Origin of the sequence: Pseudomonas sp. 43(2021) (genome assembly GCF_017490805.1) — a bacterium.
Classification (GTDB): domain Bacteria; phylum Pseudomonadota; class Gammaproteobacteria; order Pseudomonadales; family Pseudomonadaceae; genus Aquipseudomonas.
This window is the reverse complement of sequence record NZ_JAFGYJ010000031.1, coordinates 23,831-49,361: the sequence shown is the minus strand read 5'-3', so window position 1 is coordinate 49,361 and position 25,531 is coordinate 23,831. Positions and strand designations below refer to the sequence as shown.

Genomic DNA, 25,531 nt, shown 5'->3' with positions numbered 1-25,531 from the left:
GAACGCCCTGCCGAGGATTCACCATGAACCTCAAACCCTGGCTGCTTGCCGCCCTGCTGCCGTGCAGCACCCTGGCCGTCGCTGGCGGCCAGGGTGCGCTGTCGATCAGTTCGTCGTCGTTCACCGATGGTGGCGTGATCGCCCTGCAGCAGGTTGGCCCGGACCCGGCCTGCGGCGCTGGCGAAGAGCGCACCCCGCAACTGAGCTGGGACAACCTCCCCGCAGGCACCCGGTCGCTGGCCCTGATCATGTTCGACCCGGACGGCGGCAAGGGTATTGGCGTGGTCCACTGGATCGCCTACAACATTGACCCGGCCCAGGATGGGCTGAAGGAAGGCATCGCCGGGCTGACCGGGCCAGGCGTGACCGTGGGTCGCAACTCGCGGGGCACGCTCAGCTACCGAGGCCCCTGCCCACCCGCCGGTGACAACCCGCACCACTACGCACTGACGCTGATCGCCACCGACCTGCCATTGGGCACCCTGCCCGAGGGCCTGGACCGCAGTGGCCTGCTGCAACTGCTGCAAGGCCACGCGCTAGGGGCGCAGAGCCTGGTCGGGCGCTATGGCCATTGAACCATCCAGTACAAAAACAAATGATCGCCCCCATAGCATTTATCCATTGAATGGCCCGACCGAACTGAAGTAAGCTCGGGCTCATTCACTGGAGAGCAACATGCCAAAACACACCCGCAACCACGCCAACCACACCGGTCGCACCCTGCGTCCTGTGCTGGCCGTTGCCGGCTGCGTGGCACCTGCCAGCTATTACTTCGGGTATTGGTTTAGCCACTAGGCGCCGATACCCACACGGCGCCCACCTTCGAGGGGCCGCCGAACATGAGAATACTCAAACCCCCGGTCGGCTTCCCGACCGGGGGTTTTGCTTTTCAGGCCTTTGAACAACACCGATTCACATTGAGGACAGATTCATGAACTACGCCACCTATTACTACGCAAACACCTACGCCTGGCGATTTAGCCAATCCCGTTCGGGCCAGCCTGCCGCCTCCGTTCGGTCTTCCACAGGTGGCAATGCAGCAGCCAATACGAATTCAACGATCTGTCGAACACCTCGATAGGGCCGACCACGCGGGCCAGAACCCGCCGTCCGCCCAGGGAAAAAACGCCATGCAAGCTTCCAGCCTCGCCCTGACCCAGCCGCAAGCCGCCAACACCACCGTCACCCAGCGCCTGCCCAGCCCGCACCTGCTCAAGCAGCAAATGCCGCTGTCCAGCGAACTTACCCAGCAAGTCCATGCCCACCGCCAGGCCATCCGCGACATCCTCGAAGGCCGCGACCAGCGCCTGCTGGTAATCGTTGGCCCGTGCTCGATCCACGACCCGCGCTCGGCCCTGGAATACGCCGACCGCCTGGCCGCCCTCAGCCGCGAAGTCGACGACAAGCTGCTGCTGGTGATGCGCGCCTACGTCGAAAAGCCCCGCACCACGGTCGGCTGGAAAGGCCTGGCCTACGACCCGCACCTCGATGGCAGCGACGACATGCACGCCGGCATCGCCCTGTCCCGCGGGCTGATGCTGAACATGATCGAGCGCGGCCTGCCGGTCGCCACCGAACTGCTGCAGCCCATGGCCGCCGGCTACTTCGATGACCTGCTGGCCTGGGCCGCGATTGGCGCACGCACCACCGAATCGCAGATCCACCGCGAAATGGTCAGTGGCCTGGAGCTGCCGGTCGGTTTCAAGAACGGCACCGACGGCGGCATCGCCATCGCCAGCGACGCCATGCGCAGCGCCGCCCACCCGCACCGCCACTTCGGCATGGATGCGCAGGGTTACCCGGCCATCATCGAAACCCTGGGCAACCCGGACACCCACCTGGTGCTGCGCGGCGGCCACAAAGGCCCGAACTTTGACGCCAACAGCATCGCCATGGCCCGCCAGGCACTGGCCAAGGCCGGGCTGCAAGCGCGGATCATGGTCGATTGCAGCCACGCCAACAGCGGCAAGGACCCGGCGCGTCAGCCGGCGGTATTCAACGATGTGCTGGAGCAGCGCATGGCCGGTGACCGCTCGATCGTTGGCGTGATGATCGAAGGGCACCTGTTCGACGGCTGCCAGGCGCTGGGCAAGGGCGCGCTGAAATACGGCGTGTCGATCACCGATGGTTGCCTGGGCTGGGCCTCGACCGAAACCCTGTTGCGTGAGGCGGCACAAAAACTGTAGGCAGCGGGTTGCAAGCCTGGCGAGACATACCCCGGACAAGTGCGCTAGGCTTGCCTTTTTACCCCAAGGAGCAGTACCCATGGCCCGTGCAACCGCCCGCCACATCCTGGTCAGCAGCGAAGACAAGTGCAAAGAACTGAAAGCCCAGATCGAAGCAGGCGCCGACTTCGCTGAAATTGCCAAAGCCAACTCCACCTGCCCGTCCAGCCGCCAGGGCGGTGACCTGGGCTCGTTCGGCCCGGGCCAGATGGTCAAGGAGTTCGACACCGTGGTGTTCAGCGCCCCGATCAACACCGTGCAAGGCCCGGTGAGGACCCAGTTCGGCTACCACTTGCTGGAAGTGACCAGCCGCCAGGACTGATTCACCTGTTCAGGTGATGAGATCCCCTGTGGGAGCGGGTGTACCCGCGAATGCGTCAGCCCAGACGATGAGGCTGCATGCTCGGACGCATTCGCGGGCACGTCGCAGCGGCGCACCGCCGCTCCCACAGAGATTGTGGTGCCTGTTCCTGCTTTGCTTGGCTGTCAACGCCCACGCCGCCCCCACCCACGCCCTCACCGTCTACGGCGAAGCACCCCGCTACCACGCCGGCTTCCAGCATTTCGACTACGTCAACCCAAACGCCCCCAAAGGTGGCATCCTGCGCCGTTCGGCCATCGAGATCGGCCAGTTCGACCATATCCTGCCGTACATCGACAAAGGCATCGGCGTCAGCGAGGTCGATGGCCTGCTGTATGCGCCACTGGCCGTGCGCTCGTTCGATGAGCCCTACACCGTCTACGGCCTGATCGCCCGGCGCATGGAGCGCGGCCCGGACGATGCCTGGCTGCGTTTCGAGATCGACCCGCGCGCCACCTTCGCCGATGGCAAGCCGGTGCGCGCCGAGGACGTACGCTTTACCTTCGAGCTGCTGATGAGCAAGGGCAGCCTCAAGTACCGCACCCAGTTCGCCGATGTTGCCGCCGTCATTGTGGAAAGCCCGCACAGCGTGCGCTTCGACTTCAAGCCCGACCACGGCCGCACCCTGCCACTGGACCTCGCCGGCCTGCCGGTACTGCCCGAACACGACTGGCAGCAGCGCGATTTCGCCAACGGTGCCGGCTTCGACAAGCCGGTCGGCAGCGGGCCGTACCGTATCGGGCACATCGACAATGGCCGCAGCATCACCTTCGAGCGCGACCCCGGCTGGTGGGCGCGCGACCTTCCGGTCAGCCGTGGGCGCTACAATTTCGCCAAACTGCGCATCGAGTACTTCGGCGATACCGAAGTGGCGCGGCAAGTGCTCAAGGGCGGTGGCTACGACTACAACCGCGAATTCTCTGCCACCGCCTACACCCTGGGCTACAACGGCGCGCAACTGGAGGACGGCCGCCTGCAGCGCGCCCACCTGGGCCCGGCCAAGCCGCAGGTGGCCCAGGGCTTTGTGTTCAACCTCGACCAGCCGCAGTTCAAGGACCGTCGCGTGCGCCAGGCGCTGGGCATGCTGTGGGACTACGAGTGGAGCAACCGGCAGATGATGCGCAACATGTACATCCGCCAGCAGAGCGTGTTCTCCAATACCCCACTGGCCGCCCGCAAACTGCCGGATGCAGGCGAGTTGAAACTGCTCGAACCGTTGCGCGGCAAGGTACCGGACGAAGTCTTCAGCACCGTGTTCACCGCCCCGGTCACCGATGGATCAGGGATCATCCGCAAGCAGCAGCTGCAGGCACTGGCGCTGCTCGAGCAAGCCGGCTGGCGCCCCGAAGGCGACCGCTTGGTGAACAGCCAGGGCACGCCGCTGGCGTTCACCTTCCTCAATGGCCAGGCAGGCATGGAACGCCTGCTGCTACCGTGGAAGCGCAACCTGGCCCAGATTGGTGTGACCCTGGACATCCGCAACGTCGACTCCGCCCAGTACGTCAACCGCCTGATGGCGCGTGACTACGACATGATCGTCACCGGTTACCCGGTCACCCTGTCGCCCGGTGCCGAGTTGTACAACTACTTTGGCTCGGCAGCGGCCCACGACCCCGGGTCGAATAACCTGATGGTGCTGCAGGACCCCGCCGTGGACCGCCTGATCGACGGCCTGGTGCGCGCCGACACCCAGGCCGACATGCTGCACCACGCCCATGCCCTGGACCGGGTGCTGCAATGGAACTATTACTGGATCCCCAACTACTACCCGCCTGGCAGTTCCACCGTCTGGTGGAACCGCTTCGGCGTGCCCAAAGTCCAGGCTGCCTATGACGAAGGCCTGGACACCTGGTGGGAAGTCAGCCCCACCGCGCTGACCAACGCGCAAATGGCCGAACGCCGGAAATCCTCGCCATGACCGCCTACATCCTGCGCCGCCTGCTGCTGATCATCCCGACCTTGCTGGCGATCCTGCTGGTCAACTTCGCCATCGTCCAGGCCGCACCGGGTGGCCCGGTGGAACAGGCGGTGGCACGCTTGCAAGGGATTGGCGGCGGCGCTCCCGGCGCCCGGGCCGAGGTGGTGCACGGCGAGTCACGGGCCACCCGTGGCCTGGACCCGAAACTGATCGAGGAGATCAAGCGCCAGTACGGCTTCGACAAATCCGCCCCCGAGCGCCTGTGGTTGATGCTGGGCCAGTATGCCCGGCTGGACTTCGGCAACAGTTTCTTCCGCGGCGCCAAGGTTACCGACCTGATCCTCGACAAGTTGCCGGTCACCCTGTCGCTGGGCTTCTGGGCCACGCTGATCACCTACCTGGTGTCGATCCCGCTGGGCATCCGCAAGGCGGTTCGCCATGGCAGCCGCTTCGATGCCTGGAGCAGCGCGCTGATCGTGGTTGGCTATGCCCTGCCCTCGTTCCTGTTCGCCCTGTTGCTGATCGTGCTGTTCGCCGGCGGTACCTCGCTCGACTGGTTCCCGGTGCGCGGCCTGGTCTCGGACAACTTCGACGAGCTCAGCCTGCTGGGCAAGGTCGCCGACTACTTCTGGCATCTGGTGCTACCAGTCGGCGCCCTGGTGATCGGCGGTTTCGCCACCCTGACACTGCTGACCAGGAACGCCTTCCTCGACGAGATTTCCCGGCAATACGTGGTTACCGCCCGCGCCAAGGGCCTGAGCGAGCGTCGGGTGCTGTATGGCCACGTGCTGCGCAATGCCATGCTGCTGGTGGTGGCCGGATTGCCGCAGGCGTTGATCACGGTGTTCTTTGCCGGCTCGTTGCTGATCGAGGTGATCTTCTCGCTCGATGGCCTGGGCCGCATGAGTTACGAAGCGGCTGTATCGCGGGACTACCCGGTGGTGTTTGGCACGCTGTTCATCTTCACCCTGGCGGGCCTGCTGATCCGCCTGATCGGCGATCTGTCGTACACGCTGCTCGACCCGCGTATCGACTTCGACACGAGGGCGCACTGATGCTTTCACCGATTTCGCGTCGTCGCCTGAAACGCTTTCGCCGCAACCGCCTCGGCTGGGTCTCGCTGTGGCTGTTCGCCGGCCTGCTGCTGCTGAGCCTGTGTGCCGAGCTGGTGGCCAACGACAAACCGCTGCTGCTGGGCTACAAGGGCGAGCTGTATGTGCCGGCGCTCAAGCGCTACAGCGAGCAGCAGTTCGGCGGCCAGCTGCCGTTCCAGCCGGACTACCGCAGCGCCTATGTACGCCAACTGATCGAACAGCAAGGCGGCTGGATGCTGTTCGCACCGATCCCGTTCAGCGCCGACACTCCCAACTACGACCTGCAAGTGCCCACCCCCAGCCCGCCAAGCGCGAGCAACTGGCTGGGGACCGACGACCAGGGCCGCGATGTGCTGGCCCGGGTGCTGTATGGCACGCGGGTGTCCTTGCTGTTCGCCTTCGCCCTGACCCTGGTCAGCGTGCTGATCGGGGTGACGGCCGGGGCCTTGCAGGGCTACCACGGCGGCTGGGTCGACCTGTTCGGCCAGCGTTTGCTGGAGGTGTGGTCGGGGTTGCCGGTGCTGTACCTGCTGATCATCCTCAGCGGGTTCGTCGAGCCGGACTTCTGGTGGCTGCTGGGGATCATGGCGTTGTTCTCCTGGCTGACCCTGGTCGATGTGGTGCGCGCCGAGTTCCTGCGCGGTCGCAACCTGGAGTACGTGAAGGCCGCCCGGGCGTTGGGGCTGTCAGACAGCCAGGTGATGCTGCGGCATATCCTGCCCAACGCCATGAACGCGACGCTGACCTATGTGCCGTTCATGCTGACCGGGGCGATTACCACCCTGACTGCACTGGATTTTCTCGGTTTCGGCATGCCGGCCGGGAGTGCTTCGCTGGGTGAACTGGTGACCCAGGGCAAACAGCACCTGGAGGCGCCATGGCTGGGCTTCACCGCGTTCTTTGCACTGGCGGTGATCCTGTCGCTGCTGGTGTTTATCGGGGATGCCTTGCGTGAGGCGTTCGACCCAAGGGGATAGTTTTTCAGGTCTGGCCACTTCGCGGGTAAACCCGCTCCCACAGGTACCCCACAGTCTTCAGGATTTGTAGTGAACTTGTGGGAGCGGGTTTACCCGCGAAGTGGTCGGCCCCGCTTATACAGATTTCAGGATTTTTACCCATGCACGACAGCGACAGCCTCAAGGACTACCCCCAGGTACGGCAACTGGCGATCCGCTCGCTGTTCGAAATCATCGAACAGTCCAGCGAAGGCACGGTAATCGTCGACCGCCAGGCGCGCATCGTCTGGATGAACGAACGGTATGCCCGGCGCTTTGGCCTGGCCGACGCGGCCAGCGCCATTGGCCAACCCTGCGAAGCGGTGATCCCGGGCAGCCTGATGCGCGAGGTGGTGAGCAATGGCCGGCCGATACTGCTGGACATGCTCGACACCCCGAACGAGCCGCTGGTGGTGATGCGCCTGCCCATCCACGACGACCAGGGCGCGCTGATCGGCGCCATCGGCTTTGCCCTGTTCGATGAGTTGCGCAGCCTGTCGCCGCTGCTCAAACGCTACTCCAGCATGCAGCAGGAGCTGGCCTCGACCCGCTCGCAGTTGCGCGCACGCCAGGCCAAGTACAGCTTCGCCCAGTTCGTCGGCAGCAGCGCCGCCAGCCTGGAGGCCAAGCGCCGCGCACGGCGCGGTGCGAGCAGTGACTCGCCAGTGTTGCTGCTGGGCGAAACCGGCACCGGCAAGGAGCTGTTGGCCCATGCCATCCACGCGGCGTCGGCGCGGGCGCACAAGGCGTTCGTCAGCATCAACAGTGCGGCGATCCCCGAGACACTGCTGGAAGCCGAGTTCTTCGGCACCGCCCCCGGTGCCTTTACCGGGGCTGATCGCAAGGGCCGCAGCGGCAAGCTGCAACTGGCCGAAGGCGGCACGCTGTTCCTCGACGAGATCGGCGACATGCCGCTGGCCCTGCAGAGCAAGCTACTACGGGTGTTGCAAGAAAAGGAGTATGAGCCGGTCGGCTCGAACCAGATGCTGCGTAGCGATGTGCGCATCATTGCCGCCACCTCCATCGACCTGCAGGCCGCCATCGCCCGCGGGGCATTCCGCGCCGACCTGTATTACCGGCTGAATGTGCTGCCGATCGAGGTGCCGCCACTGCGGCAACGGCTGGAGGACCTGCCGGCGCTGTGCGAAGCCATATTGGGTGAGCTGGGCAGCCAGTATGAGTTGGAGGCCGAAGCGCAGCAGCTATTGGCGCGGCATGCATGGCCGGGGAACATTCGCGAGCTGCGCAATGTGCTGGAGCGGGCCACGCTGCTGGCGGACCAGCCGCGGCTGGGGGTAGCGGATCTACGGGCGGCATTGGGGCCGTTGAGCCCGGTGGCGGCTACGCCTGTGCGGCAGACTTACCGCGAGGCCTGTGAGGCGTTTGAGCGGGAGCTGATTGCCGGGGCACTGGCCGAACATGCGGGAAATGTACCGGAAGCTGCGTCGGCGTTGGGACTGGGGCGGTCGACGCTGTACAAGAAGATGGTAGTACTTGGTCTCTGATTGGAGACTTTTGTTTCCATTTCAAGATTGCCGCGAGGGCTTTGCCCTCGATCGCGACACAAGGCGGTTCCTACAGGAGATCGCGGTTCACTTGTAGGAGCGGCCTTGTGTCGCAATGGGCCGCAAAGCGGCCGCAACGTCTCAAGCCAGAGACAAAAAAACACAAGAAAACAAAATACTCATATAAATCAATGAGTTAAAAACTGGCACGATTCCCGCTATCTCCTGCTCACCGATAAAAACAAGACTCACCCAGGAGACTCACCCGATGACCGTGCTCATCGCCCTTGCCGCGCTGGCCCTGCTGATGCTGGCTGCCTACCGTGGCTACAGCGTAATCCTCTTTGCCCCCATCGCCGCCCTCGGCGCGGTACTGCTCACCGACCCGTCCGCCGTGGCCCCCGCATTCACCGGGGTGTTCATGGAGAAAATGGTCGGCTTCATCAAGCTCTACTTCCCGGTGTTCCTGCTGGGCGCCGTGTTCGGCAAGCTGATCGAGTTGTCCGGCTTTTCCCGCTCGATCGTTGCCGCCGCCATCCGCGTGCTCGGCACCCGCCAGGCAATGCTGGTGATCGTGCTGGTCTGCGCCCTGCTCACCTACGGCGGTGTCTCGCTGTTCGTGGTGGTGTTCGCGGTGTACCCGTTCGCTGCCGAGATGTTCCGCCAGAGCAATATCCCCAAGCGCCTGATCCCGGCAACCATTGCCCTGGGCGCGTTCTCGTTCACCATGGACGCCCTGCCCGGTACCCCGCAGATCCAGAACATCATCCCCAGCACCTTCTTCAACACCACCGCTTGGGCCGCGCCCTGGCTGGGCCTGATCGGCACGCTGTTCGTGTTCTGCGTCGGCATGGCCTACCTGCAACGCCAGCGCAACAAGGCCCTGCGCGCCGGTGAAGGCTATGGCAGCGACTTGCGCAACGAGCCGGAAACCGCTGCCGACCTGGCCCTGCCCAACCCCTGGCTGGCCCTGTCGCCGCTGCTGCTGGTGGGGGTGATGAACCTGCTGTTCACCCACTGGATCCCGCAATGGTACGGCCCCAGCCACAGCCTGCAATTGCCCGGCATGAGCGCGCCGGTGCAAAGCGATGTGGCCAAGCTCACCGCCATCTGGGCAGTGCAGGCGGCGTTGCTGGTAGGCATCCTGATGGTGCTGGTGTGTGCCTTCGGCGCCATCCGCTCCCGCCTGGCCGAAGGCAGCAAAAGCGCCGTGGGCGGTGCCTTGCTGGCGGCCATGAATACCGCCTCGGAATACGGTTTTGGCGCGGTAATCGCCTCGCTGCCGGGCTTCCTGGTATTGGCCGATGCCCTGCGCGGCATCCCCAACCCGCTGGTCAACGAAGCCATCACCGTGACCTTGCTGGCCGGTATCACCGGCTCTGCCTCGGGCGGCATGAGCATTGCCCTGGCGGCAATGGGCGACAGCTTCATCGCCGCCGCCAATGCCGCCAACATCCCGCTCGAAGTGCTGCACCGGGTGGCTGCCATGGCCAGCGGCGGCATGGACACCCTGCCGCACAACGGCGCGGTCATCACCTTGCTGGCCGTAACCGGGCTGACCCATCGCGAGGCCTACAAGGACATTTTCGGTATTACCCTGATCAAGACCCTGGCGGTGTTCGTGGTCATCGCCACGTTCTACGCCACCGGCATCGTCTAAGGAGCTTTGCATGACCCTCAAAGGCAAGACTGCACTCGTCACCGGATCCACCAGCGGCATCGGCCTGGGCATTGCCCAGGTGCTGGCCCGCGCAGGCGCCAACATCATGCTCAACGGCTTCGGCGACCCGGCACCGGCGCTGGCCGAGATCGCCCGGCACGGGGTGAAGGTAGCCCATCACCCGGCCGACCTGTCGGACGTGGCCCAGATCGAAGCGCTGTTCACCCTGGCCGAGCGCGAGTTCGGCGGCGTCGACATTCTGGTCAACAACGCCGGTATCCAGCATGTGGCGCCGGTGGAGCAATTCCCGCTGGAAAGCTGGGACAAGATCATCGCCCTCAACCTGTCGGCCGTGTTCCACGGTACGCGCCTGGCCCTGCCCGGCATGCGCATGCGCAACTGGGGGCGCATCATCAACATCGCCTCGGTGCATGGCCTGGTCGGCTCGACCGGCAAGGCGGCCTATGTGGCGGCCAAGCACGGCGTGGTCGGCCTGACCAAGGTGGTAGGCCTGGAAACCGCCACCAGCAACGTCACCTGCAATGCCATCTGCCCTGGCTGGGTGCTGACCCCGCTGGTACAGAAGCAGATCGACGATCGTGCTGCCAACGGTGGCGATCCGCTGCAAGCGCAGCACGATCTGCTGGCAGAAAAACAGCCATCACTGGCCTTCGTCACCCCCGAACACCTGGGTGAGCTGGTACTATTCCTGTGCAGCGAGGCCGGTAGCCAGGTTCGCGGTGCCGCCTGGAACGTCGATGGTGGCTGGTTGGCCCAGTGACGGGCGGCCTGGGCCTGGCGGCGGTCTTGCATTCGTTTATCTGCAAGGAGGCCCTATGCGCCCAACCCCGATGACCGCGATCCTGGCCCTGACCCTGGCTGCCGCCGCTCCCGCGATGGCAGCCAGCCTGAAGGACGTCGCGCCCTACCCCGAGGCGGAAAAAGGCTTCACCCGGCAGGTCATCCACCTGCCGGCCCAGGCTGATGAATCGGCCTATCAGCTGGAAATCCTCGCCGGCAAGACCCTGAAGGTGGACTGCAATCGCCAGCGCCTGGGCGGCAGCCTGGAGGAGCGAACCCTGGAAGGCTGGGGCTACAGCTACTACCACCTGGACAAGGTCAGCGGCCCGGTCAGCACATTGATGGCCTGCCCCGATGGCAAGAAGACCGAGGCCTTCGTGCCAGTGGTCGGTGAAGGCTTCATGCTGCGCTACAACAGCAAGCTACCGGTGGTGGTGTATGTGCCCAAGGATGTCGAAGTGCGCTACCGCGTCTGGAGCGCGTCGCAGGACGTGCAAAAGGCTAAAGTAGAGTAACGCGCAAGCCCCTGCTGCCAGGGGGCTTCTTCGCGGGCACGCCCGCTCCCACAGGATATCACTGGGCTGGATGTCTACGCTGTACCTGTGGGAGCGGGCGTGCCCGCGAATAGGCCGTCGAATCCAAATGATCACCTGGAGGTTCGGCATGAACGATGTGCTCTGGCGCCCCTCCACGGCGCAGATCGAGGCCAGCCGGATGGATGCCTTCCGCCGCCGGGTCAACCTGCGCTACAACCTGCAACTCGACGACTACCAGGCGCTGCACCGCTGGAGCATCGAGCAGCGCCCTGCCTTCTGGCAAACCCTTGCCGACTATTTCCACGTTCACTGGTATACCCCGCCGAGCCAGGTGCTCAGCGAAGGGCCGCAGATGCCCGAAGCCCAGTGGTTCGCCAACGCCACCCTCAACTTCGCCGAACACCTGCTGCGCCGCCGCGACGACCGCCCGGCCCTGGTCGCCGTGCGCGAAGACGGCCAACGCCAGCAGTTCACCCATGCCCAGCTGGCCGCCCAGGTGGCCGGCCTGCAAAAAGCCTTCAAGGCCGCCGGCATCGTCCCCGGCGACCGGGTAGCCGCCGTCATGCCCAATACCTGGCAGACACTGGTTGCCATGCTTGCCTGCACCAGCCTCGGTGCGGTCTGGTCCAGTTCCTCGCCCGAGTTCGGCGTACATGGCATCATCGACCGCTTCGGCCAGATCGAGCCCAAGCTGCTGATCGCCTGCGCCGGCTACCAGTACGCCGGCAAAGCCATCGACCAGGTGGACAAGGTGAACCAGGTGTGCGCGCAGTTGCCCGGTCTGGAACGGCTGATCGTGGTGCCCCATACCCGCAATGGTACGCGCGCCGGCGAGTTCCTGGCCGCCAACGTCAGCCTATGGGATGAGTTCTTTCAGCCTGGCGGCGCCCCCAGCTTCACCCCGCTGCCCTTCGACCACCCGCTGTACATCCTGTACTCCAGCGGCACCACCGGCGTGCCCAAGTGCATCGTCCACCGCGCCGGCGGCGTGTTGTTGCAGCACCTGAAGGAACATGGCCTGCACAACGACCTGAAGGCCGATGACGTGCTGTTCTACTACACCACCTGCGGCTGGATGATGTGGAACTGGCTGGCCAGCGGCCTGGCGGTGGGCGCCACGCTGGTGCTGTACGACGGCTCGCCCTTCCACCCCGGCCCCGAGCGGCTGCTGGACCTGATCGACGCCGAGGGCATCCAGGCCTTCGGTACCAGCGCCAAGTACCTGGCGGCGCTGGAGCAGGCGGGCCTGGAGCCTGCGGCAAGCCATCAACTGGGGCGCTTGCGCCTGCTGTTGTCCACCGGCTCGCCACTGTCGCCACACAGCTACGACTACGTGTACCGCAAGATCAAGGCCGACCTGTGCCTGGCGTCGATGTCCGGCGGCACCGATATCGTCTCCTGTTTCGTGCTGGGCAACCCGACCCTGCCGGTGCGCCGTGGCGAAATCCAGTGCAAGGGCCTGGGAATGGCGGTGGAGGTGTGGAACGAGCACGGCCAGCCGGTGCAGGGCGAAAAAGGCGAGTTGGTGTGCACGCGCAACTTCCCGTCCATGCCTCTGGGGTTCTGGAAGGATACGGACGGCAGCCGTTACCACGATGCCTACTTCAGCCAGTTCCCGGGGGTGTGGGCCCAAGGCGACTATGCCGAACAGCGTGCCGATGGCGGGCTGGTGATTCATGGCCGCTCCGATGCGGTTCTCAACCCCGGTGGCGTGCGCATTGGCACGGCAGAGATCTACCGTCAGGTGGAAAAGGTCGAGCAGGTGCTGGAAAGCGTGGCCATCGGTCAGGACTGGCAAGGCGATGTGCGGGTGGTGCTGTTCGTTCGCCTGCGTGACGGCCTGAAACTGGATGAGCCCCTGCGCCAGCACATCCGCCAGGTGATCCGCCAGTACACCACGCCCCGCCATGTCCCGGCGGTGATCGCCCAGGTCGATGACATCCCGCGAACCATCAGCGGCAAGCTGGTGGAATTGGCGATTCGCAATGTGGTGCATGGCCTGCCGGTGAAGAACACCGATGCCCTGGCCAACCCCGAGGCGCTGGAGCAGTTTCGGGATCGCGAGGAGTTGCGTACCCCATAATGAAGGTATTCACCGTCATTGTGGGAGCGGCCTGGTGTCGCGATAGGGCCGCAGGGCGGCCCCAGAAATTCATGCATCGCTGCTGAAATCCTGGGGCTGCCTTGCAGCCCTTTCGCGACGCAAGGCCGCTCCCACAATGGTCTCAACCCGGCTCGATCAGGCATAATGCGCGCCTTTTTCGCCCCCGAAGCACAGGTACCCCATGAAAGCCCAAGCCCGCCACATCCTGGTCAAGACCGCTGACGAAGCCGAAAAGCTCAGGCAGCGCATCGCCAATGGCGAGGCTTTCGACGTGCTCGCGAAAAAATTCTCCATCTGCCCTTCGGGCAAGCGGGGCGGCGACCTGGGTGAAATCCGCCCCGGGCAGATGGTCGGCGCCATTGACCAGGTGATCTTCAAGAAGCCCCTGCGCGTGGTACATGGGCCGATCAAGAGCAAGTTCGGCTACCACCTGGTGCAGACCTTCTACCGCGATTAAGTGCGACGCGCAGCCAGCAGACCCAGGCCGGCGCAACCCAGCAAGGAGGCGCTGACCCGGTTGAACAACCGGCGCGGGCCGGGCTGGCTGAACCAGCGCTGCAGGTACGCCCCCAGGCCGGCGTAGATGGCGATGGCGGCCCATTCCAGCAACAGGAACAACGCACCCAGCCAGAGGAACTGCTCGCTTACCGGAGTGGTACTGCCGACCGAAACGAACTGCGGCAGGAACGCGGTGAAGATCAGGATAGCCTTCGGATTACCAGCAGCCATCCAGAACTCCTGGCGTACCAGGCGCCAGGTGCCGCGCGGCTGATCACCTGCCACCGCCGCCTCGCCCACCGGTGCCCGCCACAGTTGCCAGGCGATATAGAACAGGTAGGCAGCCCCCGCCAACTTGATGGCCAGGAACAGGTATTCGCTGGTGTGCAGCACCACGGCCAGCCCCATGGCCGCCAGGGCGATCATGCCGCTGAAGGCGACGATGCGTCCGCCACCGGCCACGCAGGCCGTGCGCAGGCCGTAGCGGCTGGCATTGTGCAGCGACAGCAGGTTGTTCGGCCCCGGCGCCATGTTCAGGGCGAAACAGGCGGGAATGAAAAGCAGCAGGCTTGAAAGGTCCATAATTGTTTTCCTTTGGCAACAGCCGTCTATTTCGGCGGGTACCGGGCCGTGCGGTCAAGTTACAGCCAGCGGAAAAAACTGTATGGGTGCGCAGCGCCTGATAAGCTGCCGGGCATACCGAGGACCCTGTGATGCCCCGTTCCCATGCCGCGCTGTGGCGCGACCCGGCCCTGCCGCATGTCGAAAGCCGCCGCGCCTGCCATAGCCGCGCCTGCTACAAGGCCCACAGCCACCCGACGTTTTCCATCGGTGTGGTGGATGCCGGCCACAGTCATTTCACCGGTGCCGGCAACGGCCAGCAACGCCTGACGCCCGGCACGCTGGTGCTGGTCCCGGCCCACCGGGTACATGCCTGCAACCCCGAGCCCGGGCAAGCGTGGAGCTACCAGATGCTGCATGTGGATGCCGACTGGCTGGTGCAGCTGCGCCTGGAGTCCGGGCTGGAGGCTACCGGGCCCGGCGAGCCGGCACGTATCTGCCAGGTGCCGGAGGTGTATCGGCAGTTCTGCGAACTGAACAGTCTGCTGTTCTCCAACGCCAGCAATGGTGAGAAGGATGCGGCGCTGATTGCCTTTCTGGGCGACCTGGACTTTGCCAGGCACGCGCCGCTGGCGCCGGCACCTGCCCTGGGGGCGAGCGAGCTGAGTGGGCTGATCGCGCACATCGAAGGCCAGGACCCGGCGCAGTTGAGCCTGGCGGTACTGGCACGGCACGCCGGGCTTGGGCGCTACCAGTTGATTCGCGCATTTCGCGCGGCTACCGGGTTTACGCCGCATGCCTACCTGCTCAATGCCAGGGTCAACCGTGGGCGCCAGTTGCTGAGCGAGGGGCAGGCCCTGGCTGAGGTGGCCTATCGGCTCGGGTTTGCCGACCAGAGTCATTTCCAGCGGGTGTTCAAGGCCCATGTGGGGGTGACGCCAGGGCAGTATCGGGATTTGCACGGACTCTGAGAACCTGGGGCGCTTTGCGCCCCTTTCGCGACCGCAGGTGCTGCGTACGCCGTTCAATGTGGGAGCGGCCTTGTGTCGCGAAAGGGCTGCGCAGCAGCCCCGGCAATGAGCCTGCAATATTGTTCAATACGGCTTGTGCGCCGAAGGGCAGAGTTCGGCTTTTCCGCCAGAGCCGCCCACCCCAATGGAACAATTCCTGATCATCGCCCTCGCCCACTTCCTCGCCCTGCTCTCTCCCGGCCCGGACTTCTTCCTGGTCGCACGTACCTCGGTCAGCAGTGGCTGGCGGGTTGCCAGCGGCGCCTGCCTGGGTATCGCCCTGGCCAATGGCGTGTTCATCGTCATGGCTTTCACCGGTCTGTCAGCGCTGCAGGAAGGCAGCCTGCTGTTCACCATCCTGCAACTGGCCGGTGCCGGCTACCTGCTGTACATCGGCACCCTGTTCCTGCGCCACGCCGGGCACACCAGCCTGGGCTCAGTCACCGGCAAGCAAACAGTCCAGGGGTGGTGGCGGGGATTGGGCATGGGGTTCCTGTCCGGCATCCTCAACCCCAAGAATGCGCTGTTCTATGCCAGCCTGGTCAGCATGGTCGCCAACGCCAGCATTGCCTGGAAAGCAACCTACGCCATGTGGATGTTCAGCATCGTGCTGCTCTGGGACCTGTTGGTTGCCGTGGCCATCGGCAACCCGCTGGTGCTGCGGCGCTTCGCCCGCAGCCTGCCGTGGCTGGAACGGGCCTCCGGGGTCATGTTGGTGCTATTGGCTGCGGCATTGCTGTTTCACCTGGCCTGGGGCTGAGCAGTTGCAGGGTCCGCATGTCCATCAAGGTGAAATGGCCACTGGCCCAGCCCCCGGTATCCAGGTGCCAGACGTTGCCCAGCAGTTTGGCCTCCAGCACTGGCGTGTGCCCCACCAACAAGGCACGCAGGCCCTGTACGGGCTGGGTATCGCCTACCTTCAGCCGCCGCCGCGACCATTGGCACACTTCCCTTACTTCAGGGTCGTCATCCAGTTCCAGCCAGGTCCTTAATACTGCCCAATCGGAATACGGGCTGTCGGCATGCAGCAGGCCTACCAGACCCGCCGCACTTTCAACCTCTATCGCAATCGGCAGCTTCTCGAAGCGCTCCACGAAACGCAACTGCTCGCTCCGTGGAAGGTCAAGAAACCAGCTCCCCCCGGCGGCGCGATACATGTCCAGATCGAGCCGCCCGCCGCGTACGCGGGTAATTGCCAGGGCCTCATGATTACCTTGCACGGCATGGAACCAGGGCTGCGCCAGCCATTCCAGCGCCGCTTCGCTTTCCGGGCCACGGTCGACCAGGTCACCCACGCTGAACAGGCGGTCCACGGCCGGATCGAACCCCACCGCATCCAGGCATTGCTGCAGGCGCTGGAAGTGACCATGGATATCGCCCACCGCCAGGTCACGTCCCCGCAGGTTGGCCATCAGACGCCGAAACCGTCCCATTACAATCTTCCTCTGCTGGTGCCGCCATGCCAGGGGTAAAATGGAGGCACAGCCAACCCACTCCGGAGGTGCATCATGCGTACCGCCCTCGTGTGTGCCGTGCTCATGGCGCTGTCACTGGACAGCATGGCACAAGGTGCTCCGGCCGCGCAGGTCGAGGTGCGTTTCGACCACCCGGAAAAATTCCGCGATGCCAGCCTTGACAGCCACGGGTACGAGCGTGGCGCCGACGCCTATGTGATGAACACCCTGACCCAGTACCTGCAGAAGCTTGGCCAACGCTACCTGCAACCCGGCCAGCAACTGGTCATCGACATCCGCGACATCGACCTGGCCGGGCGCTTCGAGCCCTGGCACAGCCAGGCTTACGATGTACGCTTCATGCGCGAAATCACCTGGCCGACCATCGACCTCAGCTACACCCTCAGCCAACCGGGCAAACCCGACCAGCAGGCGCAGGAGCGGGTCAGCGACAAGATGTACCTCAGCCGCCCGGGCCGGGTCGCCAGCAGCAGCGACCGCCTGTATGCCGAGAAGGCCATGCTCAACGACTGGTTCCGCCAGCGCTTCGCCCTCCACCCGGCATCCTGAAAAACCCTTCACTGGAACAGGCCTCGGTGCCGGTAGTATGCTCAGCCCTTCAACCTGTACCAGGGAAGGTTTTTTCATGAAGTTGTGCGCCGTGCAACTGGCGTCGCTCAAGGGCGATGTGCAAGCCAACCTCGAACGCCACCTGGCCTGCGTCGAGCAGGCTGCGGCCCTTGGCGCCGAACTGGTGGTGTTCCCCGAACTGTCGCTGACCGGCTATGAGCCAAGCCTCGCACGCCAGGCCGCCCTGCCCGTCAGCTCGGCACGGCTGGACCCGCTGCAGGCAGCCTGCGACCGGCTGGGTATCACCGTCGCCGTGGGCCTGCCACTACCGGCACCCGACGGCATCCGCATCGGCATGCCAATCCTCAGCCCCGGGGCACCGCGCCAGGCCTATGCCAAGCGGCGCCTGCATGATGATGAACTGCCCTGGTTCACCCCTGGCGATCAAGCCTTGCTGCTGCAGGTGGGCGCGCATCGGGTAGCGCCTGCTATCTGCTACGAATCGATGTTCATGGCGCATGCGGCCGCCGCGCGGGCACACGGCGCCGACCTGTACCTGGTCAGCGTGGCGAAAACTGCCAAGGGCATCCGCGAGGGTTACCTGCACTATCCAGAGGTGGCTCGCGAGCTGGGCATGCCGGTGTTGCTGGCCAACTGCGTGGGGCCGGCCGACACCTTCATCGGCGCCGGTGGCTCGGCGGCGTGGGACAGCCAGGGGCGCTTGCTGGCCAGCCTGGACGATCACAGCGAAGGGCTGATCGTACTGGACACCGCCAACGCCAGTGCCATGGCGGTCCCCCTGGACCCACACCCGGCATGATCTACCTGTTTCTGGCGTTGCTGAGCTATGCCTGTACTTACTACCTGACTGGTTTGCTCATCCAGGGGCAACTAGCCGATGTGGCCGAGGGTTTGCGTCACCGCCCCGATGCGCCGACACCCGGCGAGTACCTGCGCGCCGTCAAGCCCCATGCACGCCGTGCCCATCGGCAGTACACCCTGATGGCCGGCACGGCGCTGGCCGTGCTGGCCTGCCTGGTCGCCAGCTGGTTCTGACACCTTACAGGTCCAGCGCCAGGCTTTGCCGGCCCTCCAGCGCCAGCAGGTACTGCTTGGCGGCCAGGCCGCCGGCAAAGCCGGTGAGGCTGCCCGAAGCACCGATTACCCGATGGCACGGGGCGATGATAGAGATCGGGTTGCGACCATTGGCGGCGCCGACTGCACGCACCGCGCTGGGGTTGCCGATCTGCCGGGCGATGTCGCTGTAGCTGCGGGTCTCTCCGAACGGTATCGCCAGCAGCGCGGCCCACACCTGGCGCTGAAATTCGGTGCCGGCAAAATCCAGCGCCAGTTCGAAACGCTGACGTTTGCCGGCAAAGTACTCGCCGAGCTGGCGGGCGGTTTCCAGCAGTACCGGGCATTGGTCGTCACGGTGCAGGGCGCCAAGGCGCACACGGTTTTCCCGCTCCTCCTCCCAGAGTACGGCTGCCAGGCACTCGCCACGTGCTACCAGGGTCAAGGTGCCGACGGGCGACTGCATGAAGGTGAATGCGCTGGACATAAGCGGGCTCCTGCCAGGTTGCGATCAACCTACTGTACGCATCCACAGCCCCGCCTGCATCCGCTTTCTTGCTCAAGCAATGTGGGAGCGGGCGCGCCCGCGAACACCGGCGTAGCCGGTGCCATCCACTGCGTCGCCTGCTTCGCGGGTGAACCCGCTCCCACAGGGCCCCCACCAGCTGAAGGAATGCGCCATACCTGTGGGAGCGGGCGCGCCCGCGAACACCGGCGCAGCCGGTGCCATCCACCGCGTCGCCTGCTTCGCGGGTGAACCCGCTCCCACAGGGCCCCCACCAGCTGAAGGAATGCGCCATACCTGTGGGAGCGGGCGTGCCCGCGAACACCGGCGTAGCCGGTGCCATCCAATGCGTCGCCTGCTTCGCGGGCATGCCCGCTCCCACAGGGCCCCCACCAGCTGAAGGAGTGTGTTGTACCTGTGGGAGCGGGTTTACCCGCGAACACCGGCGTAGCCGGTGCCATCCACCGCGGCCTGCTTCGCGGGCATGCCCGCTCCCACAGGGCCCCCACCAGCTGAAGGAATGTGCCATACCTGTGGGAGCGGGCGCGCCCGCGAACACCGGCGTAGCCGGTGCCATCCACCGCGGCCTGCTTCGCGGGCATGCCCGATCCCACAGGGCCCCCACCAGCTGAAGGAGTGTGTTGTACCTGTGGGAGCGGGTTTACCCGCGAACACCGGCGCAGCCGGTGCCATCCACCGCGTCGCCTGCTCCGCGAGCATGCCGGCTCCCACAGGTGCCCATCAGCCAGTCCTGTCAGCGTTCAGAGAAATGCCTGCCGGATCCGCTTCTTGTCGATCTTGCCAACACTGGTCTTGGGGATCTCGTCCACGCAACGCAGCTGCCGCGGTATCGCCCATTTGTTCAGGTGCCCGCTGTCGACAAACGGCTGCAGGTGCCCGGCCAATGCCGCCTGGTCGAACTGCATGCCGTCACAACGGACCACCAAGGCCAACGGTTGTTCACCCCACTGCGGGTCCGGAATGCCGATCACCGCCACCGACGCGACAGCCGGGTGCTGGCTGATCAGGTTTTCCAGCGCCACCGAGCTGACCCACTCGCCACCGGTCTTGATCACATCCTTGATCCGGTCACGAATACGCACCACACCCGCCGGGTCAATGCAGGCCAGGTCACCGGTGTGCATCCAGCCCCCCAGCCACAACGCGGCGCCCTGCTCCGGTTCGTGCAGGTAGCCCTGGGTCAACCATGGCGCACGCACCACGATTTCACCCAGGCTTTCACCATCGCGGGGCACATCATTGCCTTCAGCGTCGACGATGCGCAGGTCCACCAGGGCAATCGGCACACCGGCATCGATCCGCAGCGGCAACTGTTGCGCCATGGGCAGTGCCAGCAGGTCGGCGCTCAGATGGGTGATGCTGAGCAGCGGGCAGCTTTCCGACATGCCATAGCCACAATGCACACTGATGCCGCGCTCGCTGGCGCGTTGCGCCAGGCCCAGGGTCAGGGCACTGCCGCCCAGCAGCATTTTCCAGCCGGTCAGGTCGGCGCAGCGCCCTTCCTCGCTGTCCAGCATCATCTGCAGCACCGTGGGCACACAATGGGAGAACGTCACGCCCTCGTCGCGGTACAGACGCACCAGGCGATTGGGCTCGTAGCGCCCGGGATAGACCTGCTTGATGCCCAACGCCGTAGCCACATAGGGCACGCCCCAGGCATGCACGTGGAACATCGGCGTGATGGGCATGTAGACGTCGCCGCTGCGCAGTAGCGGCACCTCCCCACAGGCAGCCAGGGTGCCCTGCTCGACCAGGGTATGCAGCACCAGTTGCCGGTGGCTGAAGTACACGCCCTTGGGGTTGCCGGTGGTACCGCTGGTGTAGAACAGCGTGGCCAGAGAGTGCTCGTCGAAATCGGCGAAGTCGAACTGCGGCTCGGCAGCCGCCAGCAGCGCTTCGTACTCGCCCAGCAACGGCACGCCCTGCATCACGGGACCGCCGTCACCAAGGCGGATGAAGCCCTCGACCGTCGGCAAGTCCTCGCGTAACTGCGCCATCAATGGCAGGAAGTCGTCATGCACCAGCACCAGGCGATCCTCGGCATGGTTCATGGTGTAGCGCACCTGCTCGGTGGACAGCCGTACGTTCACCGTGTGCAGCACCGCACCCAGCATCGGCACGGCAAAGAAGCACTCCAGCGCCCGGTGGCTGTCCCAGTCGAGCAAGGCCACGGTGTCGCCAGGCTTGACCCCGGCGGCGGTCAGCACATTGGCCAGCCGCTGGATGCGTTCGAGCAGCGTGGTGTAGGTGTAGCGCAGTTTGTCGGCGTAGACGATTTCCTGATTGGGCTGGTAGCGCACGCCCGACAGCAGCAGGCGCTTGATCAGCAGCGGATAGGCGTAGGCCTGCTCGGCCGCGGGCATGACGCGAGTGGTGATCATGTCGGCGGCCTTCACAGTTGCCCGGCCTCGAGCAGGTACAGGCTGTCGCTACCGGCCCTGACGCTGGCGCTCAGCGAGTGAATACGTGGCAGCAGGCGGGCAAAGTAGAACCGCGCGGTACCCAGCTTGCTCAGGTGGAACGGCTCGGGGGCCGCATGGTGTTGGCATGCCACGGCCATGCGTGCCCACAGGTAGGCGTAGAAGGTGTAACCAAACACCTGCAGGTACTCCACCGCCGCCGCGCCAAGCTCGCGCGGGTTGCCCTGGGCCCGGTCGAGCAACCAGTCAGTCAGCTCGTCGAGGTTGCGCACGGCGGCCAGCAATGGCGCGCCGAACTCTGCACATGCCGTGGGCAATGCCTCGGCAAAGGTGGTGATTTCGTCGGACACACTGCGATAGGCCTGGCCGCCATCGCCAAACAGCTTGCGCGCCACCAGGTCTAGCGCCTGGATACCATTGGTGCCTTCGTAGATCTGGGTGATGCGGCAGTCGCGGATCAGCTGCTCCTGGCCCCACTCACGGATATAGCCATGACCGCCCAGCACCTGCTGGCCGTGCACGGTGGTCTCCAGCCCCATGTCGGTGAGGAAGGCCTTGGCCACCGGTGTGAGCAGCGCCACCCTGGCTTCGGCCTGGGCGCGCACGACCGGGGCTTCACTGTATCTGGCCAGGTCCAGCTGCAGCGCCACATAGGTGGAAAAGGCCCGCCCGCCTTCGTTCAGCGCTTTCATGGTCAGCAGCATGCGCCGCACGTCCGGGTGGACGATGATCGGGTCAGCGCTTTGCTGCGGTGCTTCGGCGCCGTTCGGTGCACGGCCCTGCTGGCGGTCACGGGCATAGGCGATGGCACCCTGATAGGAGCGTTCGCCCAGGGCCAGGCCCTGGATACCTACGCCCAGGCGCTCGTAGTTCATCATGGTGAACATCGCGTTGAGGCCTTTGTTCGGCTCGCCCACCAGGTAGCCGATTGCACCGTCGAAGTTCATCACGCAGGTGGCCGAGGCCTTGATGCCCATCTTGTGCTCGATCGAACCGCAACTCACCGCATTGGCCTCACACAGCGCGCCGTCGGCGTCAACCAGCACCTTGGGCACCAGGAACAGCGAGATGCCCTTGGGCCCGGCGGGCGCATCCGGCAGCCGCGCCAGTACCAGGTGGATGATGTTCTCGGTCAGGTCCTGCTCACCGCCAGTGATGAAGATCTTGGTACCGCTGATGCGATAACGGCCATCGGCAACCGGCTCGGCGCGGGTGCGAATCAGGCCCAGGTCGGTGCCAGCATGCGGCTCGGTCAGGCACATCGAACCGGTCCAGCGCCCTTGGTACATGGGCGGCAGGTACAGCGCCTTCAACGGCTCGCTGGCATGGTTGAGCAGCGCCAGGCAAGCCCCGGCGGTCAGCATCGGGTACAGGCCGAACGACAGATTGGCGGCATTGAGCATTTCTTCGAGCTGGGCGCCGATCACTTTCGGCATGCCCATGCCCCCGTACTCAGGGGCGCCGGCCACGCCCACCCAGCCATCCGCGGCGAATGCCCGGTAGGCGTCAGCGAAGCCGTCGGGGGTACGCACCTGGCCGGCCTCCCAGCGGCAGCCCTGCTCGTCGCCACTGCGGTTGAGCGGCGCCACCACCTCGGCAATCAGCCTGCCGGCCTGTTCCAGCACGGCCCGGGCAGTGTCGCCATCGACCTGCTCGGCCAGGGCGGGCGTTTGTGCCCACCAGGCCGGGATGTCGAACACTTCATTGAACAGAAAATCCATGTCGCGCAGTGGTGCAAGGTAATCAGACATGAGGCGAGCACTCGGTTTCTTGGGTTTGCGGAAGCGGCGTGGCCTGGGCCTCGGCAGGCGCCGGGGCGGCCTGGCCACGCAGGAGGAAATGCGACAATGCAGGGATCAGCACCAGCGCGCCGAGCATGTTCCACAGGAACATGAAGGTCAGCAGCAGGCCCATGTCGGCCTGGAACTTGATCGGCGACCAGGCCCAGCCGACCACGCCGGCCGCCAGGGTAATGCCGACCAGCCCCACCACCCGGCCGGTGAAGGCCACGGCTTTCCGGTAGGCCTGGGCCAGGCTCAGCCCGGCGCGCTGGTAGTGCAGCTGCACGCTGAGCAGGTACAGCGCGTAGTCCACGCCTATGCCCACGCCCAGGGCGATCACCGGCAAGGTGGCGACCTTGACGCCAATGCCCATGGCCACCATCAGCGCCTCGCACAGCACCGAGGTGAGCATCAGCGGCAGGATCGCCACCAGCGTGGCGCGCCAGCTGCGGAAGGTGAACAGGCAGAACAGCGTGACCGCCAGGTACACCAGCAACAGCATGCGGTGGTTGGCCTCGCGAACCACCACGTTGGTGGCGGCCTCGATACCGGCACTGCCGGCGGCCAGCAGGAACTGCTGTTCGGCGCTGCTGTTGGCCTGGGCAAAGCGCTCGGCCACGGCAGCCACCTGGGCCAGGGTGTCAGCGCGATGGTCCTTGAGGTAGGCGATTACCGGCATCAGCGAGCAGTCGTTGTTGAACAGCTCCGGGGCGTTGACCGAGGCCTGCTGGGCGGCGTAGTTGAGCACATCCTGGTTGCGCTGCAGGCTGTTCAGGCGCGGGTTGCCTTCGTAGGTGCCAGCGGTGATCTGGCGCACTGCGTTGGCCAGCGACACGGTGGTCTGCACACCCGGCAATTGCTGCAGCTGCCAGGCCAGGCGGTCGGCAAGGACCAGCGTCTGGTATTGCAGGCAGCCTTCCGGAGCGGTCTTGACCATGACCGCGAAGGTATCGCTGGACAGCGCGTAGTGCTGGGTGATGTAGGCGTTGTCGAGGTTGTAGCGGGAGTCGGCACGCAGCTCGGGGGCACCGCTGTCGAGGTCGCCGATTTTCAATTGCAGGCTGCCCCAGATGCCGATGGCGCCCAAGGCCAGGGCCACCAGCAGTGCGGCGCTGGCCCATTTGCGTTCGGTGAAGCGGTCGAGCAGGCCCCATGGATTGATTGGGGCTGCGTTGCAGCCCCAACGAGCATCAATTTCCAGGGCCCGCTCGGCAGCCTTGCGGCCAACACCTGCATAAGACAGCGCCACCGGCATCAGCAGCAGCGAGGTGAAGATCAGTACCGCCACGCCGATGCTGGCGGTGATCGCCAGGTCCTGGATCACCGGGATGTCGATCAGCATCAACACGGCAAAACCCACCGCATCGGCCAGCAACGCGGTCACCCCGGCCACGAACAGGCGGCGGAAGGTATAGCGCGCCGCCACCTGGCGGTGGGTGCCACGGCCGATGTCCTGGAGGATGCCGTTCATCTTCTGCGCCGCGTGGGATACGCCAATGGCGAAGATCAGGAACGGCACCAGGATCGAATACGGGTCGATGGCGTAGCCCAGCCAGGCGACGATGCCCAGTTGCCACACCACCGCAGTCAGCGAACACAGCACCACCAGCAAGGTGCTGCGCACACAACGGGTATAGCAGTAGATGATCAGCAGGCTGGTCAGCACCGCCAGGGCGAAGAACGCCATCACCTGGATCAGCCCGTCGATCAGGTCACCCATCAGCTTGGCAAAGCCGATGACATGGATGCGGTACTGGCCGCTGGCCTGGTATTGGCTGCGCAGTTGTTCGAGCTTTTGCGAGAAGGCATGGTAGTCGAGGCCTTTGCCAGTGGCCGAGTCCTGGTCGAGCAGCGGCACGATCAGCATGCTCGACTTGAAGTCGCGCGCCACCAGGCTGCCGACGATGTTGGCGCGCTCGATGTTCTGCCGTAATTGTTCGATGTCACCCGCCACGCCCTGGTAACCGTCGGGCATCACCGGGCCGCCCTGGAAGCCCTCCTCGGTCACCTCGGTCCAGCGCACCGCCGGGCTCCACAGCGACTTCACCCAGGCCCGGTCCACGCCCTGGCTGAGGAACAGTTCGTCGTTGATGTGACGCAGGGTCTGCAGGTAGCCCGGGTCGAAGATGTCGCCCTGGGTGTTCTCCACCACCACCCGCACTGCGTTGCCCAGGCCACGCAGCGATGGGCGGTTTTCCAGGTAGTTCTGGATGTAGGGATGGCTCTGCGGCAGCATCTTGTCGAAACTGGGGCGCAGCTCCAGGCGGGTCAGCGCCATGTAGCCCAGCACCAAGGTCGCCAGCAGCATGCACAGCAGGAACGGCAGGCGATGGTTGAACACCAGGCGCTCCAGGCCGTTGCCCGAGCGTGGGTCGAAATCGTCGAGATTACGGATTACCGGAAGGGTGTCTTGGCGGGTAGCGGCCATCAGGGTCTTC

The 25,531-nt window shown here is 65.1% G+C and carries 23 protein-coding genes; 17 read left to right on the top strand and 6 right to left on the bottom strand.

Annotated elements, in window-relative coordinates:
* Positions 1 to 23: 23 nt before the first annotated feature.
* The 12 genes from J5M71_RS22740 (at position 24) to J5M71_RS22685 (ending at position 13,656) form a co-directional block, all read left to right on the top strand.
* The gene (locus tag J5M71_RS22740) at positions 24 to 575 is read left to right on the top strand and encodes a YbhB/YbcL family Raf kinase inhibitor-like protein (RefSeq protein WP_063914763.1); all 552 of its coding nucleotides are present in this window, start codon (positions 24 to 26) and stop codon (positions 573 to 575) included.
* A gap of 555 nt (positions 576 to 1,130) precedes the next feature.
* The gene (locus J5M71_RS22735) at positions 1,131 to 2,186 is read left to right on the top strand and encodes a 3-deoxy-7-phosphoheptulonate synthase (RefSeq protein WP_207837329.1); all 1,056 of its coding nucleotides are present in this window, start codon (positions 1,131 to 1,133) and stop codon (positions 2,184 to 2,186) included.
* Positions 2,187 to 2,265: 79 nt separating this feature from the next.
* Positions 2,266 to 2,547 (top strand): peptidylprolyl isomerase, encoded by a 282-nt coding sequence (locus tag J5M71_RS22730; protein WP_207837326.1) that lies wholly within the window; start codon positions 2,266 to 2,268, stop codon positions 2,545 to 2,547.
* 13 nt (positions 2,548 to 2,560) lie between these two features.
* Positions 2,561 to 4,504, top strand: a complete 1,944-nt coding sequence (locus J5M71_RS22725; RefSeq protein ID WP_207837324.1) for an extracellular solute-binding protein — start codon at positions 2,561 to 2,563, stop codon at positions 4,502 to 4,504.
* Entirely contained in the window at positions 4,501 to 5,559 is a 1,059-nt protein-coding gene (locus tag J5M71_RS22720; RefSeq protein ID WP_207837321.1) for a microcin C ABC transporter permease YejB, read from the top strand. The genes J5M71_RS22725 and J5M71_RS22720 overlap by 4 nt, the downstream gene beginning before the upstream one ends.
* Entirely contained in the window at positions 5,559 to 6,575 is a 1,017-nt protein-coding gene (locus tag J5M71_RS22715; protein WP_207837318.1) for an ABC transporter permease, read from the top strand. The genes J5M71_RS22720 and J5M71_RS22715 overlap by 1 nt, the downstream gene beginning before the upstream one ends.
* Positions 6,576 to 6,715: 140 nt before the next feature.
* Positions 6,716 to 8,098, top strand: a complete 1,383-nt coding sequence (locus J5M71_RS22710; RefSeq protein WP_207837315.1) for a sigma 54-interacting transcriptional regulator — start codon at positions 6,716 to 6,718, stop codon at positions 8,096 to 8,098.
* A gap of 268 nt (positions 8,099 to 8,366) precedes the next feature.
* Entirely contained in the window at positions 8,367 to 9,758 is a 1,392-nt protein-coding gene (locus J5M71_RS22705) for a GntP family permease (protein WP_063914769.1), read from the top strand.
* Positions 9,759 to 9,768: 10 nt separating this feature from the next.
* Positions 9,769 to 10,539: a 3-hydroxybutyrate dehydrogenase gene (gene hbdH / locus J5M71_RS22700; RefSeq protein ID WP_207837313.1), complete on the top strand. Its 771-nt coding sequence runs from the start codon at positions 9,769 to 9,771 to the stop codon at positions 10,537 to 10,539.
* A 55-nt stretch (positions 10,540 to 10,594) separates the two neighbouring features.
* The gene (gene eco, locus J5M71_RS22695; protein WP_207837310.1) at positions 10,595 to 11,074 is read left to right on the top strand and encodes a serine protease inhibitor ecotin; all 480 of its coding nucleotides are present in this window, start codon (positions 10,595 to 10,597) and stop codon (positions 11,072 to 11,074) included.
* A gap of 148 nt (positions 11,075 to 11,222) precedes the next feature.
* On the top strand, positions 11,223 to 13,178 hold the full coding sequence (locus J5M71_RS22690) for an acetoacetate--CoA ligase (protein WP_207837308.1): 1,956 nt from the start codon (positions 11,223 to 11,225) through the stop codon (positions 13,176 to 13,178).
* A 202-nt stretch (positions 13,179 to 13,380) separates the two neighbouring features.
* Positions 13,381 to 13,656 carry a peptidylprolyl isomerase gene (locus tag J5M71_RS22685; RefSeq protein WP_207837307.1) on the top strand — a complete coding sequence of 92 codons (276 nt, stop codon included), beginning with the start codon at positions 13,381 to 13,383 and terminating at the stop codon, positions 13,654 to 13,656.
* Here J5M71_RS22685 and J5M71_RS22680 read toward each other — a convergent pair.
* Positions 13,653 to 14,279, bottom strand: coding sequence for a LysE family translocator (locus J5M71_RS22680; protein ID WP_207837305.1), 627 nt, complete (start codon positions 14,277 to 14,279; stop codon positions 13,653 to 13,655). The genes J5M71_RS22685 and J5M71_RS22680 overlap by 4 nt on opposite strands.
* Positions 14,280 to 14,410: 131 nt before the next feature.
* Between J5M71_RS22680 and J5M71_RS22675 the strand changes: the two genes are divergently transcribed.
* Both J5M71_RS22675 and J5M71_RS22670 read left to right on the top strand, forming a co-directional pair.
* Complete coding sequence (locus tag J5M71_RS22675; RefSeq protein ID WP_207837302.1) at positions 14,411 to 15,229, top strand: AraC family transcriptional regulator; 819 nt, start codon at positions 14,411 to 14,413, stop codon at positions 15,227 to 15,229.
* A 184-nt stretch (positions 15,230 to 15,413) separates the two neighbouring features.
* Positions 15,414 to 16,028 carry a LysE family translocator gene (locus J5M71_RS22670; protein ID WP_207837300.1) on the top strand — a complete coding sequence of 205 codons (615 nt, stop codon included), beginning with the start codon at positions 15,414 to 15,416 and terminating at the stop codon, positions 16,026 to 16,028.
* On the opposite strand, the gene J5M71_RS22665 is transcribed toward J5M71_RS22670, so the two are convergent.
* Positions 15,976 to 16,701, bottom strand: coding sequence for a metallophosphoesterase (locus J5M71_RS22665; RefSeq protein ID WP_087502269.1), 726 nt, complete (start codon positions 16,699 to 16,701; stop codon positions 15,976 to 15,978). The genes J5M71_RS22670 and J5M71_RS22665 overlap by 53 nt on opposite strands.
* A 75-nt stretch (positions 16,702 to 16,776) precedes the next feature.
* Between J5M71_RS22665 and J5M71_RS22660 the strand changes: the two genes are divergently transcribed.
* The 3 genes from J5M71_RS22660 (at position 16,777) to J5M71_RS22650 (ending at position 18,348) form a co-directional block, all read left to right on the top strand.
* Entirely contained in the window at positions 16,777 to 17,292 is a 516-nt protein-coding gene (locus tag J5M71_RS22660) for a DUF3016 domain-containing protein (protein ID WP_207837298.1), read from the top strand.
* Positions 17,293 to 17,368: 76 nt separating this feature from the next.
* Entirely contained in the window at positions 17,369 to 18,112 is a 744-nt protein-coding gene (locus J5M71_RS22655) for a carbon-nitrogen hydrolase family protein (RefSeq protein WP_207837296.1), read from the top strand.
* Positions 18,109 to 18,348 carry a hypothetical protein gene (locus J5M71_RS22650; protein ID WP_063914779.1) on the top strand — a complete coding sequence of 80 codons (240 nt, stop codon included), beginning with the start codon at positions 18,109 to 18,111 and terminating at the stop codon, positions 18,346 to 18,348. The genes J5M71_RS22655 and J5M71_RS22650 overlap by 4 nt, the downstream gene beginning before the upstream one ends.
* A gap of 4 nt (positions 18,349 to 18,352) precedes the next feature.
* Here the strand turns inward: J5M71_RS22650 and J5M71_RS22645 are convergent, their stop codons facing one another.
* From J5M71_RS22645 to J5M71_RS22630, 4 genes are all read right to left on the bottom strand, one after another.
* Entirely contained in the window at positions 18,353 to 18,853 is a 501-nt protein-coding gene (locus J5M71_RS22645; RefSeq protein ID WP_025339247.1) for a methylated-DNA--[protein]-cysteine S-methyltransferase, read from the bottom strand.
* 779 nt (positions 18,854 to 19,632) lie between these two features.
* Complete coding sequence (locus J5M71_RS22640; RefSeq protein ID WP_207837294.1) at positions 19,633 to 21,273, bottom strand: fatty acid--CoA ligase; 1,641 nt, start codon at positions 21,271 to 21,273, stop codon at positions 19,633 to 19,635.
* A gap of 11 nt (positions 21,274 to 21,284) precedes the next feature.
* On the bottom strand, positions 21,285 to 23,063 hold the full coding sequence (locus J5M71_RS22635; protein WP_207837293.1) for an acyl-CoA dehydrogenase C-terminal domain-containing protein: 1,779 nt from the start codon (positions 23,061 to 23,063) through the stop codon (positions 21,285 to 21,287).
* Entirely contained in the window at positions 23,056 to 25,521 is a 2,466-nt protein-coding gene (locus J5M71_RS22630; protein WP_207837283.1) for an MMPL family transporter, read from the bottom strand. The genes J5M71_RS22635 and J5M71_RS22630 overlap by 8 nt, the downstream gene beginning before the upstream one ends.
* Positions 25,522 to 25,531: the final 10 nt, after the last annotated feature.

Coding starts and splice junctions, on each gene's coding strand:
- J5M71_RS22705 (WP_063914769.1), top strand. CDS start 8,367: ATGACCGTGCTCATCGCCCTTGCCGCGCTGGCCCTGCTGATGCTGGCT.
- J5M71_RS22650 (WP_063914779.1), top strand. CDS start 18,109: ATGATCTACCTGTTTCTGGCGTTGCTGAGCTATGCCTGTACTTACTAC.
- J5M71_RS22735 (WP_207837329.1), top strand. CDS start 1,131: ATGCAAGCTTCCAGCCTCGCCCTGACCCAGCCGCAAGCCGCCAACACC.
- J5M71_RS22640 (WP_207837294.1), bottom strand. CDS start 21,273: ATGATCACCACTCGCGTCATGCCCGCGGCCGAGCAGGCCTACGCCTAT.
- J5M71_RS22715 (WP_207837318.1), top strand. CDS start 5,559: ATGCTTTCACCGATTTCGCGTCGTCGCCTGAAACGCTTTCGCCGCAAC.
- hbdH (WP_207837313.1), top strand. CDS start 9,769: ATGACCCTCAAAGGCAAGACTGCACTCGTCACCGGATCCACCAGCGGC.
- J5M71_RS22670 (WP_207837300.1), top strand. CDS start 15,414: ATGGAACAATTCCTGATCATCGCCCTCGCCCACTTCCTCGCCCTGCTC.
- J5M71_RS22690 (WP_207837308.1), top strand. CDS start 11,223: ATGAACGATGTGCTCTGGCGCCCCTCCACGGCGCAGATCGAGGCCAGC.
- J5M71_RS22660 (WP_207837298.1), top strand. CDS start 16,777: ATGCGTACCGCCCTCGTGTGTGCCGTGCTCATGGCGCTGTCACTGGAC.
- J5M71_RS22720 (WP_207837321.1), top strand. CDS start 4,501: ATGACCGCCTACATCCTGCGCCGCCTGCTGCTGATCATCCCGACCTTG.
- J5M71_RS22675 (WP_207837302.1), top strand. CDS start 14,411: ATGCCCCGTTCCCATGCCGCGCTGTGGCGCGACCCGGCCCTGCCGCAT.
- J5M71_RS22655 (WP_207837296.1), top strand. CDS start 17,369: ATGAAGTTGTGCGCCGTGCAACTGGCGTCGCTCAAGGGCGATGTGCAA.
- J5M71_RS22630 (WP_207837283.1), bottom strand. CDS start 25,521: ATGGCCGCTACCCGCCAAGACACCCTTCCGGTAATCCGTAATCTCGAC.
- J5M71_RS22665 (WP_087502269.1), bottom strand. CDS start 16,701: ATGGGACGGTTTCGGCGTCTGATGGCCAACCTGCGGGGACGTGACCTG.
- J5M71_RS22685 (WP_207837307.1), top strand. CDS start 13,381: ATGAAAGCCCAAGCCCGCCACATCCTGGTCAAGACCGCTGACGAAGCC.
- eco (WP_207837310.1), top strand. CDS start 10,595: ATGCGCCCAACCCCGATGACCGCGATCCTGGCCCTGACCCTGGCTGCC.
- J5M71_RS22740 (WP_063914763.1), top strand. CDS start 24: ATGAACCTCAAACCCTGGCTGCTTGCCGCCCTGCTGCCGTGCAGCACC.
- J5M71_RS22645 (WP_025339247.1), bottom strand. CDS start 18,853: ATGTCCAGCGCATTCACCTTCATGCAGTCGCCCGTCGGCACCTTGACC.
- J5M71_RS22680 (WP_207837305.1), bottom strand. CDS start 14,279: ATGGACCTTTCAAGCCTGCTGCTTTTCATTCCCGCCTGTTTCGCCCTG.
- J5M71_RS22635 (WP_207837293.1), bottom strand. CDS start 23,063: ATGTCTGATTACCTTGCACCACTGCGCGACATGGATTTTCTGTTCAAT.
- J5M71_RS22710 (WP_207837315.1), top strand. CDS start 6,716: ATGCACGACAGCGACAGCCTCAAGGACTACCCCCAGGTACGGCAACTG.
- J5M71_RS22730 (WP_207837326.1), top strand. CDS start 2,266: ATGGCCCGTGCAACCGCCCGCCACATCCTGGTCAGCAGCGAAGACAAG.